15 protein-coding genes are annotated in these 15844 nt (G+C 64.8%); 9 read left to right on the top strand and 6 right to left on the bottom strand.

The window, feature by feature from the left end; genetic code table 11:
- Positions 1–12 precede the first annotated feature (12 nt).
- Genes znuB through zur form a run of 3 tightly spaced genes read right to left on the bottom strand, consistent with a single transcriptional unit; the run spans position 13 to position 2043 of the window.
- Positions 13–795: a zinc ABC transporter permease subunit ZnuB gene (gene znuB / locus AC25M7_RS02435; protein WP_088851669.1), complete on the bottom strand. Its 783-nt coding sequence runs from the start codon at positions 793–795 to the stop codon at positions 13–15.
- The gene (gene znuC, locus AC25M7_RS02430; RefSeq protein WP_028688680.1) at positions 788–1561 is read right to left on the bottom strand and encodes a zinc ABC transporter ATP-binding protein ZnuC; all 774 of its coding nucleotides are present in this window, start codon (positions 1559–1561) and stop codon (positions 788–790) included. The genes znuB and znuC overlap by 8 nt, the downstream gene beginning before the upstream one ends.
- Positions 1558–2043, bottom strand: coding sequence for a zinc uptake transcriptional repressor Zur (zur, locus tag AC25M7_RS02425; RefSeq protein WP_028688679.1), 486 nt, complete (start codon positions 2041–2043; stop codon positions 1558–1560). Before zur ends, znuC begins: the two co-directional genes overlap by 4 nt.
- A gap of 18 nt (positions 2044–2061) precedes the next feature.
- Here zur and AC25M7_RS02420 point away from each other — a divergent pair, with 18 nt between their 5' ends.
- Positions 2062–3018, top strand: coding sequence for a zinc ABC transporter substrate-binding protein (locus AC25M7_RS02420; protein ID WP_051555603.1), 957 nt, complete (start codon positions 2062–2064; stop codon positions 3016–3018).
- 78 nt (positions 3019–3096) lie between these two features.
- On the opposite strand, the gene AC25M7_RS02415 is transcribed toward AC25M7_RS02420, so the two are convergent.
- Entirely contained in the window at positions 3097–4047 is a 951-nt protein-coding gene (locus tag AC25M7_RS02415) for a homoserine kinase (protein ID WP_028688677.1), read from the bottom strand.
- Between the two features lie 71 nt (positions 4048–4118).
- Positions 4119–4406, bottom strand: a complete 288-nt coding sequence (locus AC25M7_RS02410; RefSeq protein WP_028688676.1) for a DUF2782 domain-containing protein — start codon at positions 4404–4406, stop codon at positions 4119–4121.
- A gap of 74 nt (positions 4407–4480) precedes the next feature.
- On the opposite strand from AC25M7_RS02410, the gene polA reads away from it, so the two are divergent.
- Positions 4481–7231 carry a DNA polymerase I gene (polA, locus tag AC25M7_RS02405; RefSeq protein ID WP_197867021.1) on the top strand — a complete coding sequence of 917 codons (2751 nt, stop codon included), beginning with the start codon at positions 4481–4483 and terminating at the stop codon, positions 7229–7231.
- Between the two features lie 382 nt (positions 7232–7613).
- Here polA and yihA read toward each other — a convergent pair whose 3' ends face one another.
- Positions 7614–8246, bottom strand: coding sequence for a ribosome biogenesis GTP-binding protein YihA/YsxC (yihA, locus tag AC25M7_RS02400; protein WP_028688674.1), 633 nt, complete (start codon positions 8244–8246; stop codon positions 7614–7616).
- Between the two features lie 208 nt (positions 8247–8454).
- Here yihA and AC25M7_RS02395 point away from each other — a divergent pair, with 208 nt between their 5' ends.
- From AC25M7_RS02395 to AC25M7_RS02365, 7 genes are all read left to right on the top strand, one after another.
- The gene (locus AC25M7_RS02395) at positions 8455–8757 is read left to right on the top strand and encodes a c-type cytochrome (RefSeq protein ID WP_028688673.1); all 303 of its coding nucleotides are present in this window, start codon (positions 8455–8457) and stop codon (positions 8755–8757) included.
- A 31-nt stretch (positions 8758–8788) separates the two neighbouring features.
- Positions 8789–9406 (top strand): c-type cytochrome, encoded by a 618-nt coding sequence (locus AC25M7_RS02390; RefSeq protein ID WP_028688672.1) that lies wholly within the window; start codon positions 8789–8791, stop codon positions 9404–9406.
- 165 nt (positions 9407–9571) lie between these two features.
- Positions 9572–10207: a thiol:disulfide interchange protein DsbA gene (gene dsbA, locus AC25M7_RS02385; protein WP_062359983.1), complete on the top strand. Its 636-nt coding sequence runs from the start codon at positions 9572–9574 to the stop codon at positions 10205–10207.
- A gap of 12 nt (positions 10208–10219) precedes the next feature.
- Complete coding sequence (locus AC25M7_RS02380; protein ID WP_028688670.1) at positions 10220–11071, top strand: endonuclease/exonuclease/phosphatase family protein; 852 nt, start codon at positions 10220–10222, stop codon at positions 11069–11071.
- A 96-nt stretch (positions 11072–11167) separates the two neighbouring features.
- Positions 11168–13126 (top strand): GGDEF domain-containing protein, encoded by a 1959-nt coding sequence (locus AC25M7_RS02375; protein ID WP_486970704.1) that lies wholly within the window; start codon positions 11168–11170, stop codon positions 13124–13126.
- Between the two features lie 79 nt (positions 13127–13205).
- On the top strand, positions 13206–13982 hold the full coding sequence (locus AC25M7_RS02370) for an N-acetylmuramoyl-L-alanine amidase (RefSeq protein WP_028688668.1): 777 nt from the start codon (positions 13206–13208) through the stop codon (positions 13980–13982).
- A 240-nt stretch (positions 13983–14222) separates the two neighbouring features.
- A complete protein-coding gene (locus tag AC25M7_RS02365; RefSeq protein ID WP_028688667.1) occupies positions 14223–15842 on the top strand; it encodes an EAL domain-containing protein in 1620 nt (539 codons plus the stop codon).
- Positions 15843–15844 lie beyond the last annotated feature (2 nt).

Below are 15844 nucleotides of genomic sequence, written 5' to 3'. Positions count from 1 at the left end.
CGCCCTGGAATCTCAGCGTTTCGGCAACGCCAAGCTCAGCAAGAATAGCACCGCCGCACAGACCACGATCGAAGGCCCAGCCGGGGTGTCCTTGAACCAGGACAGCGCCAGGCCGCCGCAGACCGCGGTAACCCCCAGCAGGCTGGCGCCCACGGCCATCTGTTCCGGTGAGCGGGCGTGACGCTGTGCCGCGGCGGCCGGGATGATCAGCAGCGAGGTGATCAGCAGCACGCCCACGATCTTCATCGCCACCGCGATCACCACGGCGATCAGCAGCATCAGCGCCAAGCGCAGGCCGGCCACCGGCAGGCCCTCGACCATCGCCAGTTCCTCGTGCACGGTGACCGCCAGCAGCGGCCGCCAGAGCATCGCCAGCAGCACCAGCACCAGCGCGCTGCCGCCGAGTATCCAGGCCAGGTCGGTGGGGCTGATCGCCAGCAGGTCGCCGAACAGGTAGGCCATCAGGTCGATCCGCACATCGTGCATGAAGCTCAGCACCACCAGGCCCAGCGACAGGGTGCTGGGCGCGAGGATCCCGAGCAGGGTGTCCGAGGCCAGTGGCTGGCGCTGTTGCAGGGTCACCAGCAGGATCGCCAGCAACAGGCAGCCGACGGTCACCGCCAACGCCGGGCTGACGTCCAGGGCGAAGCCCAGCGCCACGCCGAGCAGCGCGGCGTGGGACAGGGTGTCGCCGAAGTAGGCCATGCGCCGCCAGACCACGAAGGAGCCCAGCGGGCCGGCGACGAGCGCCAGCGACAGGCCGGCAAGCAGGGCGTAGAGAAGAAAATCAGCCATGCTTGCAGTGCTCTCCGTGGACATGGGCGCCGGGGGCGATCACCGAGCCGTGCAGGTCGTGGCTGTGATCGTGATGGTGGTGGTAGATGGCCAGGCTCGGCGCGTTCTGGCCGAACAGTTCGACGAAGGCCGGGTCGTTGCTGACCTGCTCCGGGTGGCCCGAGCAGCACACATGGCGGTTGAGGCAGACCACCTGATCGGTGGCGCTCATCACCAGGTGCAGGTCGTGGGAGACCATCAGCACGCCGCAGCCATGGCGGTCGCGCAGGCGGGTGATCAGGTTGTACAGCTCGGTCTGGCCGACCACGTCGACGCCCTGCACCGGCTCATCCAGCACCAGCAGCTCGGGTTCGCGCAGCAGGGCACGGGCCAGCAGCACGCGCTGCATCTCGCCGCCGGAGATGGTCTGGATCGGGTTGTCGATCACCTGCTCGGCGCCGACTTCCTGCAGCGCCGCCAAGGCTGCCGCGCGGTCTACCCCGGGAACCAGGCGCAGGAAGCGCAGCACCGACAGCGGCAGCGTGGCGTCTACCTGGATCTTCTGGGGCATGTAGCCGATGCGCAGTTTCGGCTTGCGCCACACCGTGCCGCGGTGCGGCTTGAGCAGGCCGAGCACGGCGCGCACCAGGGTGGTCTTGCCGGCGCCGTTGGGGCCGATCAGAGTGACGATCTGCCCGGGCGCGACGGCCAGGTCGATGCTGTCGAGCACCGCCTCGCCGCCGAAGCTGACGCCGACCTGCTCAAGGCGGATCAGGGCGTCGCTCATGCCTTGCCCCGGCAGTTGCCGCACAACCCGACCACTTCGACCGTCTGCGTCTCCACGGCGAAGCCCACGGCCTTGGCGCTGCTGACGATGGCGTCGCTGATGCTGTTCTGCTCCAGCTCGATGGCCACATGGCAGGCGCGGCAGATCAGGAACTGGCCCTGGTGCGCATGCTCGGGGTGGCTGCAGCCGATGAAGGCGTTGAGCGAGGCGATGCGGTGCACCAGGCCGTTCTCCAGCAGGAAGTCCAGCGCCCGGTAGACGGTGGGCGGCGCGGCGCGACGGCCGTCCTGCTCGCTGAGCACGGCGAGGATGTCGTAGGCGCCCAGCGGCTTGTGGCTCTGCCACACCAGCTCCAGCACGCGACGGCGCAGGGCGGTCAGGCGCAGGCCCTGACGGTTGCACAGCGCGTCGGCCTCGGCCAGCGCACTGTGGACGCAGTGGGAATGATCGTGGGGACGGTGGGCCAGCGGCGTGATGGACATGGGCAGCGACGGTTCAGGATGGAGACGTTATTATGTTACCTGTTTCTGACGACCCGAGTATCCACCGTGTCCCGATTCCTTGCCCTCTTTGTCGCTTTCATCGCTTTTTCGGCCCACGCCGACGTGCGCGTGCTGACCAGCATCAAGCCCCTTCAGCAGATCGCCGCCGCCGTCCAGGACGGTGTCGGCAGCCCCGACGTGTTGCTGCCGCCGGGGGCGTCTCCGCACAACTACGCGCTTCGCCCCTCCGATGTACGCAAGGTCGCCGATGCCGACCTGCTGTACTGGATCGGCCCGGACATGGAAGGCTTCCTGCCCCGTGTGCTGAAGAGCCGCGCCAAGCCGACCGTGGCCGTGCAGTCGCTGTCGGGTATGCAGTTGCGTCACTTCGGCGAGGATAGCCACTCCCACGACGAGGAGGACCACGACGATCACGATCACGACCACCGTCCGGGCAGCCTCGATGCGCACCTGTGGCTGTCGTCGGTGAATGCCCGGGTGATCGCGGCGAAGATGGCCGGCGACCTGGCGGCAGCGGATCCGGCTAATGCGGCGCGCTACCAGGCCAACCTCAAGCTGTTCGTCGAGCGCATGGATGCCCTGGATGGGCGGATCAAACAGCGGGTAGCGGGGATCGCCGGCAAGCCGTACTTCGTGTTCCACGAAGCCTTCGACTACTTCGAGGCCGCTTATGGCCTGAAGCACGCCGGTGTGTTCAGCGTCGCCTCGGAAGTGCAGCCGGGCGCGCAGCACGTCGCCGCCATGCGCAAGCGCCTGCAGGCAGTGGGCAAGACTTGTGTGTTCAGCGAGCCGCCGCTGCGCCCGCGCCTGGCCGAGACGCTGACGGCCGGGTTGCCGGTGCGCCTGGCGGAGCTGGATGCGTTGGGGGGCAGCGATACAGTGGATGCCAGGGGCTATGAGCGCTTGCTGGAGAAGCTGGGCAGCGACCTGACCGGCTGTCTGGAACAGCTGTAGGAGCAGCCGCGAAGCAGGCGCCACGTTGTATGGCACCCGCTTCGTGGCCAATCATCGATAACTTGAACGAGCTGCCCTTTAGAGCGCGAACGGCAGCTTCAGCGCCACCTGCTGACGCTGCGCCAGGCGCACTTCGAATTCGCTCGGATCATGGATCATCACGTCCATCCCGGCGAAGGCCTGCGCCGCGATCAGGCGCGACAGCCAGAAGCGCACGCAGGCCACCCGCAGCATCACTGGCCACAGCTCGGCCTCGGCGGCGGTGAACGGCCGCAGCGCCGCATAGGCGCCCAGCAAGGCCTGGGCGCGCGGCAGGTCGATACCGCCCTGCTCGTCCAGGCACCAGTCGTTCACGGTGATGGCAATGTCATACAGCATCGGCCCGGAGCAGGCGTTGTAGAAGTCGATCAGCCCGGTCAGGTGGGTGCCTTCGAACATCACGTTGTCGCGGAACAGGTCGGCGTGCAGGTTGGCCTTGGGCAGGGCGAGGATCTGCACCTTGTGCGCGGTGATTTCCGCCAGTGCCGGCTGCAGCAGCCCGGCCTGTTCCCGGTTCAGGCCCGGCAGCAATTCGGCGCCCGATTCCAGCATCCAGTCCAGGCCACGGTCGGTGCGGCGCTCGATGATGCGCTCGCGGGTGGCCAGGTGGATATGCGCCAACAGCTCGCCGACCTGGGCGCAGTGCTGGTTGTTCGGGGCCTTGATGTGCTTGCCCGACAGCCGTGGCTGCAGCAGCGCCGGCTTGCCGCACAGCTCGCGCAGGCCGTTGCCGTCGTGGTCGCGCAGGGCATAGGGCACCGGCATGTCGGCAGCGTGCAGCACGTCGAGCAGCTCGATGAAGAACGGCATGTCCTCAGCCGGCCCGCGCTCGATCAGTGTGAGGACGAACTCCCCTTTTTCCAGGCTGACGAAGAAGTTGCTGTTCTCGGTACCGGCGGCGATACCCTGGAAGTCGAGCAGGCGACCCAGCTCGTACGGCGCCAGAAAGGTTTCCAGCTCAGGCCGGGACACAGGGGTGAAGACTGACATGTTGAAGAATTGCCCATGCGGGCACTTCCGCCGGAAGTGCCTGGTTGATAAGAACGATACGCGTTACTAGCTTACCACTCGAAGATCTTCCAGGACGGAATCAGCATGTCCGGCTGGTCGGAACGAATGAAATTGCCTTCGGAGCCATCGGCGCGTACCAGGAAATAAGGCTTGCCGTTCTTCGGCGTGACCTTGATCGCATACAGGAAGCCGTTTTGACGGTACTCCTGGATGGTCTTGTCGCCTTCCGTGCGAATGGTTACATCGGGATCGGCCGATGGGGCTTCGTCCGCCGCCTGGGTGACGACTGGCATGGTGACCAGCAGACCGAGCAGTAACAGGCGAATGGGTGTGCGCATGATAACCTAGTCCTTTTGTCGTCATTGATCTGGCTATTCTAGCGCCGGACCCGTCGAAAAGGTTGATTCTCCTCATGAGCCAAGCGCCCCTCGTCCTGGTGGACGGTTCGTCCTACCTCTACCGCGCCTTTCACGCGCTGCCGCCGCTGACCACCTCCAAGGGCATGCCCACCGGCGCGGTCAAGGGCGTGCTGAACATGCTCAAGAGCCTGCGCAAGCAGTACCCGGACAGCCTGTTCGCGGTGGTTTTCGACGCCAAGGGCGGGACCTTCCGTGACGCCATGTTCGCCGAGTACAAGGCCAACCGCCCAAGCATGCCCGACGACCTGCGGGTGCAGGTCGAGCCGCTGCACGCCAGCGTCCGCGCCCTCGGCTACCCGCTGTTGTGCGTCGAAGGCGTGGAGGCCGACGACGTCATCGGCACCCTGGCGCGCAGCAGCGCCGCCGCCGGCCGTCCGGTGATCATCTCGACCGGCGACAAGGACATGGCCCAGCTGGTGGACGGCCACGTCACCCTGGTCAACACCATGACCGGCAGCGTGCTGGACATCGCCGGCGTGCACGAGAAGTTCGGCGTAGGTCCCGAGCACATCATCGATTTTCTCGCCCTGATGGGTGACAAGGTCGACAATATCCCCGGCGTGCCGGGCGTTGGCGAGAAGACCGCGGTCGGCCTGCTGACCGGTATCGGCGGCGGCCTGCGCGATTTGTACGACAACCTCGACAAGGTGCCGGCCCTGGCCATCCGTGGCGCCAAGACCCTGCCGGCCAAGCTGGAGGAGCACCGCGACGCGGCCTTCCTGTCCTACGAGCTGGCGACCATCAAGTGCGATGTCGAGCTGGATGTCGAAGTGGACGCCCTGGTCTGCGGCGAGCCGGACCGCGAGGCGCTGCTGGCGCTGTATACCGAGATGGAGTTCAAGAGCTGGGTGGCCGAGGTCCAGCGTAGCGCGCCCCAGGCCGGTGGCAGCGTTGCTGCCGACGTTGAGCCAGTGGCCGAGAAGGTCGAGCCGAAGTACGAGACCATCCTCGACCAGGCGCGTTTCGACGCCTGGCTGGAGAAACTGCGCCAGGCGCCGCTGTTCGCCTTCGACACCGAGACCACCGGCCTCGACGCGCAGCAGGCGCAACTGGTCGGCCTGTCATTCGCCGTCGAACCCCACGAGGCCGCCTACGTACCGTTGGCACACGATTACGAAGGCGCCCCCGCCCAGCTCGACCGTGACGCCGTGCTGCTGGCCCTGAAGCCCCTGCTGGAAGACCCGGCCAAGGGCAAGATCGGCCAGAACGCCAAGTATGACATCAACATCCTGGCCAACGGCAGCCCGGCCATCCTGATGCGCGGCGTGGCCTACGACACCATGCTCGAGTCCTATGTGCTCGACTCCACCGCCACCCGTCACGACATGGACAGCCTGGCGCAGAAGTACCTGGACCACACCACCATCAGCTTCGAGGACATCGCCGGCAAGGGCGCCAAGCAACTGACCTTCAACCAGATCCCCCTGGAAAAGGCCGGCCCCTACGCGGCCGAGGACGCCGACATCACCCTGCGTCTGCATCACGCGTTGCAGGCGCGCCTGGCCACGACGCCGAGCGTGCTGCCGGTGCTGATGGACATCGAGATGCCGCTGGTGCCGGTGCTGGCGAAGATCGAGCGCCAGGGCGCGCTGGTCGACGCCGCGCTGCTTGGCGTGCAGAGCGGCGAGCTGGGGGCGAAGCTGGTGGAGCTTGAGCGTGAGGCGTACGCCCTGGCCGGCGAGGCGTTCAACCTGGGCTCGCCCAAGCAACTGGGCGCGATTCTCTACGACAAGCTGGGCATGCCCGTGCTGAGCAAGACCGCCAAGGGCCAGCCGTCCACCGCCGAGGCGGTCCTGGATGACCTGGCCGAGCAGGGCTACCCGCTGCCCAAGGTACTGATGCAGTACCGCAGCCTGAGCAAGCTCAAGAGCACCTACACCGACAAGCTGCCGGGGCAGATCAACCCGCGCACCGGGCGCATCCACACCTCCTATCAGCAGGCCGTGGCCGCCACCGGCCGGCTGTCGTCCAGCGACCCGAACCTGCAGAACATCCCGGTACGCACCGCCGAAGGCCGGCGCATTCGCCAGGCCTTCGTCGCCAGCCCCGGCTACAAACTGCTGGCGGCGGACTATTCGCAGATCGAGCTGCGCATCATGGCTCATCTGGCCAAGGACGAAGGCCTGCTGCATGCCTTCCGCAACGACCTGGACGTGCACCGCGCCACCGCCGCCGAGGTGTTCGGCGTGGCCCTGGCGGACGTCACCAGCGACCAGCGCCGTAGCGCCAAGGCGATCAACTTCGGCCTGATCTATGGCATGAGCGCGTTCGGCCTGGCTAAGCAGATCGGGGTCGATCGCAAGCAGTCCCAGGACTACATCGACCGCTACTTCACCCGTTACCCCGGCGTGCTCGCCTATATGGAGCGCACCCGCGCCCAGGCCGCCGAGCAAGGCTTCGTCGAGACCCTGTTCGGCCGCCGCCTGTACCTGCCGGACATCAACGCCAAGAACCCGGCTCTGCGTAAAGGCGCCGAGCGCACCGCGATCAACGCCCCGATGCAGGGCACCGCGGCGGACATCATCAAGCGCGCGATGGTAGCGGTGGACAACTGGCTGACCGACAGCAAGCTGGATGCGCGAGTGATCCTGCAGGTGCACGACGAACTGGTGCTTGAGGTGCGCGAGGACCTGGTCGAGCAGGTGAAAGATGAAATTCGTGGCTATATGAGTGGTGCTGCGGATCTCGACGTGCCGCTGCTGGTGGAAGTGGGTGTCGGCTCGAATTGGGACGAAGCTCACTAAACCCCGCGTGAAAGCTGTGTAGGATCTGCGGCGTGGTGTCGCGGATCCGGTGCTGGCCTCGGGCCTTAGATCAGGAGTTTCATGAAACTATCGCAAATAGTTTCGAGGGGCTCGGAACTAAACCGGTGAACCGCCACTCAGAGGTACTGAATGGCTGGTGAAGCCTTTCGATGCTCCTATGTTGTGTTAAGTGTTGGCAGATATCTGGACCCCGCCCTAGCGGTCCGGACTTGGACCCCGAACTTCCCCCTCCCCATACGAAGTCCGGGGTTTTTTTTGCCCGGAATTCGGCCTGAAGCCTGGGAAATCCGTGGGAGCGGGCGTGCCCCGCGATCGACTGATCGCGGGGCACGCCCGCTCCCACGTAAGTATCCCTTGGCCTTCAGACAGCTGGCTTGTCTTCCAGCTCCATCCAGTCCGCCAGCACCCGGTAGGCCTCTTCCAGCCCCTGGCGCTTGGGCGCCGAGAACAGCTGGATGGTCGCCGCATCGCCCCAGCCCTTGCGGATTTCCGCCTGCACCTTGAGCAAGGTGTTCTTGCCGGCGCCGTGAGTCAGCTTGTCGGCCTTGGTCAGCAGGATGTGCATGGGCATGCCGCTGGCCTTGGCCCAATCGAGCATCATCTTGTCGAAGTCGGTCATCGGGTGGCGGGTGTCCATCATCAGGATCACTCCGCGCAGGCACTCGCGGCTGCCCAGGTAGGCTTCCAGGTGTTTCTGCCAGTGCTGCTTGAGCGGAATCGGCACTTTTGCATAACCGTAGCCCGGCAGGTCGACCAAACGCCGTTCATCGTCCAGACTGAAGAAATTCAGCAGCTGGGTGCGCCCGGGGGTCTTCGAGGTGCGCGCCAGGCTGGCGTGGGTCAGGGTGTTGAGGGCGCTGGATTTACCGGCGTTGGAACGGCCGGCGAAAGCCACCTCGTAACCCTGGTCTTCGGGGCATTGTTCGACCTTGGCGGCGCTGAGGGCGAATTTGGCTTTCTGGCAGAGGCCGAGGATGGGGTTCTTGACTTGCATGGGATTTCCGATGTGGGTGTTGCCCAGCGCTGGAGGCGTAGGACCAGGCCTGGCAAGCGGTGTCGTTTCCGTTTGGCTGGCGGAAGTATATAATGCCCCAGTTTTTGTGTGCTCATTCGCCCAGCGAAGGCAATTGAGCATGGGGTGTCGAACAATAGCTCGCGCAACAGAACGCAGCGCGGCCCCCAACCCTGTCAGGTCGTTTCGCATGGCGAAATGGCTGCTTGCTGTCGGTATGTTCCTGCCGTTTTTCAGCGCACAGGCTACACAGGATCCCGAGGCGTTGTACAACCGCACGTGCGCGGCCTGTCACGCCGGACAACTGCCCCAGGCACCCCAAAGCGGTGACCGGGCGGCCTGGGAGCCAAGGCTGGCGCGAGGCATGGAGCAACTGGTGGCACATGTTACACAGGGTTTCAAGGCTATGCCGCCGCGTGGATTGTGCATGGACTGCAGTGCCGAGGACTACCGTTTGGTCATCCTTTGGATGAGCGGCAGTCCCGATACATAACATTTCACCCTTAGCCGTGTTGGATTAGCTGATGAACAAACTATTCGTGAGTCTGCTGTTGACCATGGGGGTCGCAGGTGCGGCAACTGCTGCGGGCCCCATCAAAGGCGATGCTGCTGCCGGTCAGGCCAAAACAGCTGTCTGTGGGGCCTGCCACAACCCTGACGGCAACAGCCTGGCACCGAACTTCCCGAAACTCGCCGGCCAAGGTGAGCCCTACCTGAACAAGCAGTTGCATGACATCAAGGACGGCAAGCGTACCGTGCTGGAGATGACCGGCATGCTGGCCAACTTCAACGACCAGGACCTGGCCGATATCGCCGCCTACTTCGCCAGCCAGAAAGGCAGCGTTGGTGCCGCCGATCCGAAACTGGTCGAGCGTGGCCGTGCCCTGTTCAATGGCGGCAACCTCGAGAAAGGCATGCCCGCCTGCACCGGCTGTCACTCGCCCAACGGCGCGGGCATCGCCCTGGCGAAATTCCCGCACCTGAGCGGCCAGCACGCGCAGTACGTCAGCAAGCAGCTGACCGACTTCCGCGAAGGCAACCGCACCAACGACGGCGACGCCATGACCATGCGCACCATCGCCGGCAAGCTGAGCAACAAGGACATCGAAGCACTGTCCAGCTACATTCAAGGCCTGCATTGACATACGCGTTAACACTCGGTTAATGCACCAGCGCTAAAGATGAAAAGGGCAGCCCAGGCTGCCCTTTTTTCTGTCCATAGCCGTTACACTACAGAACTCGAGCCCTATCCGGCCTGTCCTACACGGGTCGCGTCGAGGCGACCAAAGACTGCTCAGGAGTAAAGCATGCGTAAACTGATTCTCAGCGCCGCGCTGGTCGCCGCCAGCGTATTCGGTATGGCCGCCGTGCAGGCCGCGGAGCCTGCAACCGCCGGCAAGGAATATATCGAGCTGAGCAACCCGGTGCCTGTTTCGGTACCCGGCAAGATCGAAGTCGTCGAGCTGTTCTGGTACGGCTGCCCGCACTGCTACCACTTCGAACCGGTCATCAATCCCTGGATCGACAAGCTGCCCAAGGATGTCAATTTCAAGCGCGTACCGGCCATGTTCGGTGGCCCATGGGATGCCCACGGCCAGATGTTCCTGACCCTGGAAGCCATGGGTGTGGAGCACAACGTCCACAACGCGGTATTCGATGCCATCCAGAACAAGCGCATGCGTCTTACCAAGCCTGAAGAAATGGCCGACTTCCTGGCCACCCAGGGCGTGGACAAGGACAAGTTCCTCGCCACCTTCAATTCCTTCGCCATCAAGGGCCAGGTCAACCAGGCCAAGGAGCTGGCCAAGAAGTACGAGATCACTGGCGTACCGAGCATGGTCGTCAACGGTAAATACCGCTTCGACCTGGGCACCGCCCAAGGTCCGGAAGGCGTGCTGAACGTCGCCGACCAACTGATCGCCAAGGAGCGCGCCGCTAAGTAAGCGGCGATTGCCATGCGCTTGCGTGCCACGCGAGGCATCGGCCTGCCCCAGCCGCAGGTCAACGAGCATCACCTGCGGGCCACCGGCTTGCCGGAAGATGGTCGCCTGCGGCTGCTCAGCTTCAACATCCAGGTCGGCATCAGCACCGAGCGTTATCGGCACTATGTCACCCGTAGCTGGCAGCACCTGCTGCCGCACAACGGGCGCGCCGGCAACCTGCAGAAGATCGGCGACCTGCTCGGCGACTTCGACCTGGTGGCCCTGCAGGAGGCCGACGGCGGCAGCCTGCGCTCCGGCTTCGTCAACCAGGTCGAGCACTTGGCACAGCTGGGCGCCTTTCCCTACTGGTACCAGCAGCTCAACCGCAACCTCGGGCGTTTCGCCCAGCACAGCAACGGCGTACTCAGCCGTCTCAAGCCCCAGCACCTGGAAGACCATCCCCTGCCCGGCCCGTCCGGCCGCGGGGCGATCCTGGTGCGCTTCGGCGAGGGCGAGGATGCGCTGATCGTGGTGATGATGCACCTGGCCCTTGGCGCCAAGACCCGCGCCCGTCAGCTGGCCTACATCCGCGAGCTGATCGGCGGCTATCGCCATCAGATCCTCATGGGTGACATGAACACCCACGCCAACGACCTGATCGACCACTCGCCACTGCGTGATCTGGGCCTGATCGCGCCCCAGGTCGAGGCCACCTTCCCCAGTTGGCGCCCCCAGCGCTGCCTTGACCATATCCTGCTCAGCCCAAGCCTGACGCTCGAACGTGTCGAGGTGCTGGCGCAGCCTATTTCCGACCACCTTCCGGTTGCCGTCGAGATACGATTGCCTGATGCCCTGACTGTGGATACGCTGCCGGTCCTGAGTTAGTCCTGCCTGGGCGAATCCGGCGCTCAAGTGTTGGGCTTTTCCGCCGAAATCCAGTGATTGCAGGACTAGATGCCACTACCCGTTGCGGATCCAGGCATGACCGAAGAAGCCGAGCGCTGGAAAGAAAAATACCTCAAGAGCATCGAGCAGCAGGAAAAGCTCGAGCGGCGCTGGGAAGCCCGTCTCGACCTGCTGCGCCGTGGCCTGGTGCGCAGCACCCTGGCGGCTGAAGGTAGCGACAAGACCGTTGACCAGTGCATGAAGGAAATGCGCGAGGTCATCCGCAGCGACAACATGGACGCCGGCCTCGCCGGGCTGATTCCGCGCCTGGAAAAAGCCGTACTCGACTCCGAGCAGCGCCGCGAAACCCGCATGAACCAGGTCAGCGACGCGCTGACTGCGCTGGTTACCCAGTTGCAGACCCTGCCGCTGCCAGGCGAGGTGTCGCGACCGCTGAAAAAACTGGCGAAGAAGCTTGATGGCGGGGTCAGCCAGTCCCGTGAGCTGCCGCCCTTGCTGGGTGAACTCAGTGGCTTGCAGGGACGCGCCCTGAGTGCGATGCAAAAGCCCGAGGACGGGACTCGTCCGGGCTTCCTGCAGCGTCTGTTCGGGGGTCGTGACGAGCCCCAGGCTGAGCTGGCGCCTGCGGCGGTCGACGCCCCTGTGCCTGCGTCGCTGGAGGCGCCCGTCATTACGCCTGAGGTGCAGCCAAGGGACGCTGATGAGCTGCATGCCGTGGCACCCGCGCCGGATGTCACGCCTGAGCCTGCCGAATTGTCCGGGCCCGAGGTCGAGTTACCTGGTCCCGCACTGGTTGAAGCCACGCCGGTGCCCGTTGCCGAGCCGCAACCTGAACCGCAAGCACTGGTGCAGCCGGTCGAACACATCGATCCGCAAGCCGAGGCCTCTGTCGAGGACGAAGGCGCCGCTGCGCGCGAACCTGAGGCCACGGTCGAGGAGGTCGTCGGCGAGGACGGTCCCTACGCCCTCCCTGACGCGGTCGAGCCGCCGTACAGTCAGGTCGCCGCTCATATCGAGCAGACCCTGATCGGTCTGCTCGACGACCTCAGCCTGCCGGAGCGTCACAAGGCCCAGGCCCTGGAGATGCGCGAGCGGGTTTCACGGGGGCTGAACTGGTACGAACTGATCCCGGTCCTGGATGACCTGGCTGTGCTCATGCTGGCGATCACCGACAGTGGCCAGCATGAATTCGAAGCCTACCTGCAACAGCTCAACGAGCGCCTGGAGTCCTTCCAGAGCCACCTGCACGAAGCCAGCGCCGGCCATGCCGACAACAGCTCCGCCGCCCGCGCGCTGGACAGCCAGCTACGCGAGCAGGTCGATGGTCTGCAAAGCAGCGTGCAGGGCGCCGTCGATGTCGACAGCCTCAAGCACATCCTGGAGAACCGCCTCGAAGGCCTGCTGGTGACCATGGACGATCACCAGCACGAGCGTGATCGCCGTGAGCACGAGCTGGCCAGCCGCCTGCAAGGCCTGGCCGAGCGTGTGGCAAGCATGGAGCAGGAAGCCCTCGGTTACCGCGAGCATCTCGAGGAGCAGCGCCAGAAAGCCATGATCGATCCGCTGACCGGTCTGCCCAACCGTGCAGCCTGGAGTGAGCAGGTCGAGCGCGAGGTACTCGACTGGCAGGAAAATGGTGGCCACCTGGCCATGGCGATCCTCGACCTTGATCATTTCAAGCGCATTAACGACGGCTATGGCCATCTGGCGGGCGACAAAGTGCTGAAGATCGTTGCTGATCAGTTGCGCAAGCGCTTGCGCGGCCGCGACTTCATCGCCCGTTTCGGCGGCGAGGAATTTGTCCTGCTGATGCCGCAGTCTTCGCCGCCGGCAGCGGTGCAGGTGGCCGAGGCAATGCGTGCGGCCATCGAGGCCTGCCCGTTCCACTTCAAGGGCGAGCGGGTGGTCATCACCACTTCCATCGGCATCAGCGCCTTCCGCTCCGGCGAGCGCGGCGACCAGGTGCTCAAGCGCGCCGACGAGGCGTTGTACCGGGCCAAGGAGCTGGGGCGCAATCGGGTGGAGCAGGGTTAGTCGGGTTCAGGGTGAGCAATCGTGACCGGCACGTTATACTGTAGCATTGTTGCCGCTGACTCCATGACGTGCCCCTGCTATGAAAAGACTCTTCACCGCCCTGCTCCTGCTGGCCCTGGCAGGTTGTTCCAGTGGCCTGCGCATCGACCGCAGCCATCCTTCGGCCAACCAGGACAGCCGTATCCAGTTTGTCGTGCTGCATTACACCAATGCCTCGCTGGAGCGCTCCCTTGCCCTGCTGACCCATGGCGAAGTCAGCAGCCACTACCTGATCGGTGACGGCCCGGCCACGGTCTATCAACTGGTGGACGAGAATCGTCGTGCCTGGCACGCCGGGGACAGTCAGTGGCAGGGGCGTACCTGGCTCAATTCAAGCTCCATTGGCATCGAGATCGTCAACGAGGGGTATACCGACACCCCGACCGGGCGGGTCTGGCACCCGTACAGTGAAGCACAGGTGCAGGCGCTGATCGCGTTGCTCAAGGATATCGTCAAGCGCAACAACATCGACCCGCGCCATATCATTGGCCACAGTGATATCGCGCCGTTGCGCAAGCTCGACCCGGGCCCGCTGTTCCCTTGGAAGCGCCTGGCCGACGCCGGTCTGGGCATCTGGCCGGACGCCGCGTCGGTGGCACGCCAGCAGGCCTATTTCGAGGTCAACCCGCCGAGCGTCACCTGGTACCAGCAGCAGCTGGCGCGCTTTGGCTACGCCATCGACCAGACCGGCGAATGGGATGTGGCCACTCGTCATGTGATCGCCGCCTTCCAGATGCGCTTCCGTGCGCAGCGCTTCGATGGTGTGCCGGATGCGCAGACCGCTGCGATGTTGCAGGTGCTCAACCGCAAGCGGTGAGGCAGCTTTCATAGCATAGAAACTGGTCTTGCCCTCTGGGAGCGGCCTTGTGTCGCGAAAGGGCCGCAGCGCGGCCCCAGGATCTCGAGTCTGACTAAAGATTGCCGGGGCTGCTGCGCAGCCCTTTCGCGACACAAGGCCGCTCAGGGGAGCGAGCAAATCCTGGCAATCACACGCCCAGCGGCCACGCCAATCATCGATTCAGTTGCTATACCTTTGGTATTCAACTGGATGCCACGCATGTTTGACCTCCTCGCATCGGTGCGTCAATTTTTCCACCGACCCTGGCTGTTGGCCGCGCTCGCGGCGTTGGCCAGTGCCGCACTGTTGCTGGCGATCAGCGTCAATGTGGCCTTGCAGCAGATGAAGCAGAGCGAAAGCGCACAGATGAACGCCCAGGGCGAGCGTTTTCTGGAGCGCCTTGAGCAGGTCTTCGGCCAGTTGCGCGAGGGTGTGGACCAGCTCCAGGCGCAACCCCTGCGCGGCTGCGATCCGCAGATGCTGGCGCAGTTGCAGCAGGTGGCGTTGGAGTCGCGGTTCATCTACGAGGCGTCCTATGTGGAAGGCACGCTTGCCTGTTCGAACCGCGGCGGCGAGCGGATCATCGAACCCTTGCGCAGCCCGGACATCCAGGGGCCGACCTACAGCTACTGGCTGAACACCACCACCGAGCCCAACGAAAACCTCGCGGCGCTGATGCTGGGTCGGGGCCGCTTCGTGGTGTCCACCTCCCGTGGCCACCTCACGGACGTGGTCGATTTGCCCCCAGGCGGCAGCTTGCTGGTGGTGCTCGATCGGGGCACGCGGGCCATTCCGGTACTGGGGCCGGCGCAACCCTGGCCACCCATCGCCGATTGGCCGCCGCCCCAGGGCAAGTCGCTGATCGAGCTGCCCGATCGCCTGGTCTATCGCATGTCCACCAAATCGCCGGACTACCAACTGGTGCTGATCGCCCCGCGCGCCAGCCTGCCCCTGAAGCTTAATGGCCTGCTCTGGTTGCTTTTTCCCGGCAGCCTGGTGCTGGCGGCGTGCATCGGCTGGCTGGTGCTGCAACTGATCCTGCAACGCCGCTCGATGAGTTCTGAGCTGCAGCAGGCCTTGCGCCGGGGCGAGCTGCAGGTGCTGTACCAGCCGATCTTCGAGCTGGACAGCCGGCGCTGTGTCGGGGCCGAGGCTCTGGTGCGCTGGCGCCGTCCGGATGGCAGCCTGACCAGCCCGGACTTGTTCATTCCCCTGGCAGAGAACACCGGGCAGATTCGCCAGATCACCGACTTCGTCTTACAGCGGGTGCTCGAGCAGCTTGGGCAGTTGCTGCGGGCCAACCGCCAGTTGTATATCTCGGTGAACCTGGCGGCCTGCGACGTCATGGCGCCGCGTATCGGTCGAGTGGCGGCGCGACTGCTGGCCCATCATCGGGTGGCGCCCCGGCAGATCGCCTTCGAGGTGACCGAGCGCGGGTTGATCGATGTGGTGGTGGCGCGGGACAACCTGCAGGCCCTGCGCGCCGTGGGGCACCAAGTGTTGATCGATGACTTCGGCACCGGCTATTGCAGCCTGGCCTACCTGCAGACGTTGCCGGTGGATTGCCTGAAGATCGACAAGTCATTTATCGACGCCCTTGGCCATGACGCCGCCAGCAGCGGTGTGGCGCCGCACATCATCCGCATGGCCCATGACTTGCACCTGCGGGTCATCGCCGAGGGTATCGAGTCAGAGGACCAGGCGGTGCTACTTAACAGCGAGGGTGTCAACTATGGACAGGGCTGGTTGTTCGCCCATCCGTTGAACGCGCGTCAGTTTGCCGAGCTGATTACCCGGGGGCGGCGGGTGGCAGGGCGGCGGATCGATGATGAGCCTTGAGG

It is taken from the genome of Pseudomonas sp. P106(2024) (assembly GCF_057480815.1).
Note: the sequence above shows the minus strand (reverse complement) of the source record. Positions and strands in the feature narration are given on the sequence as shown.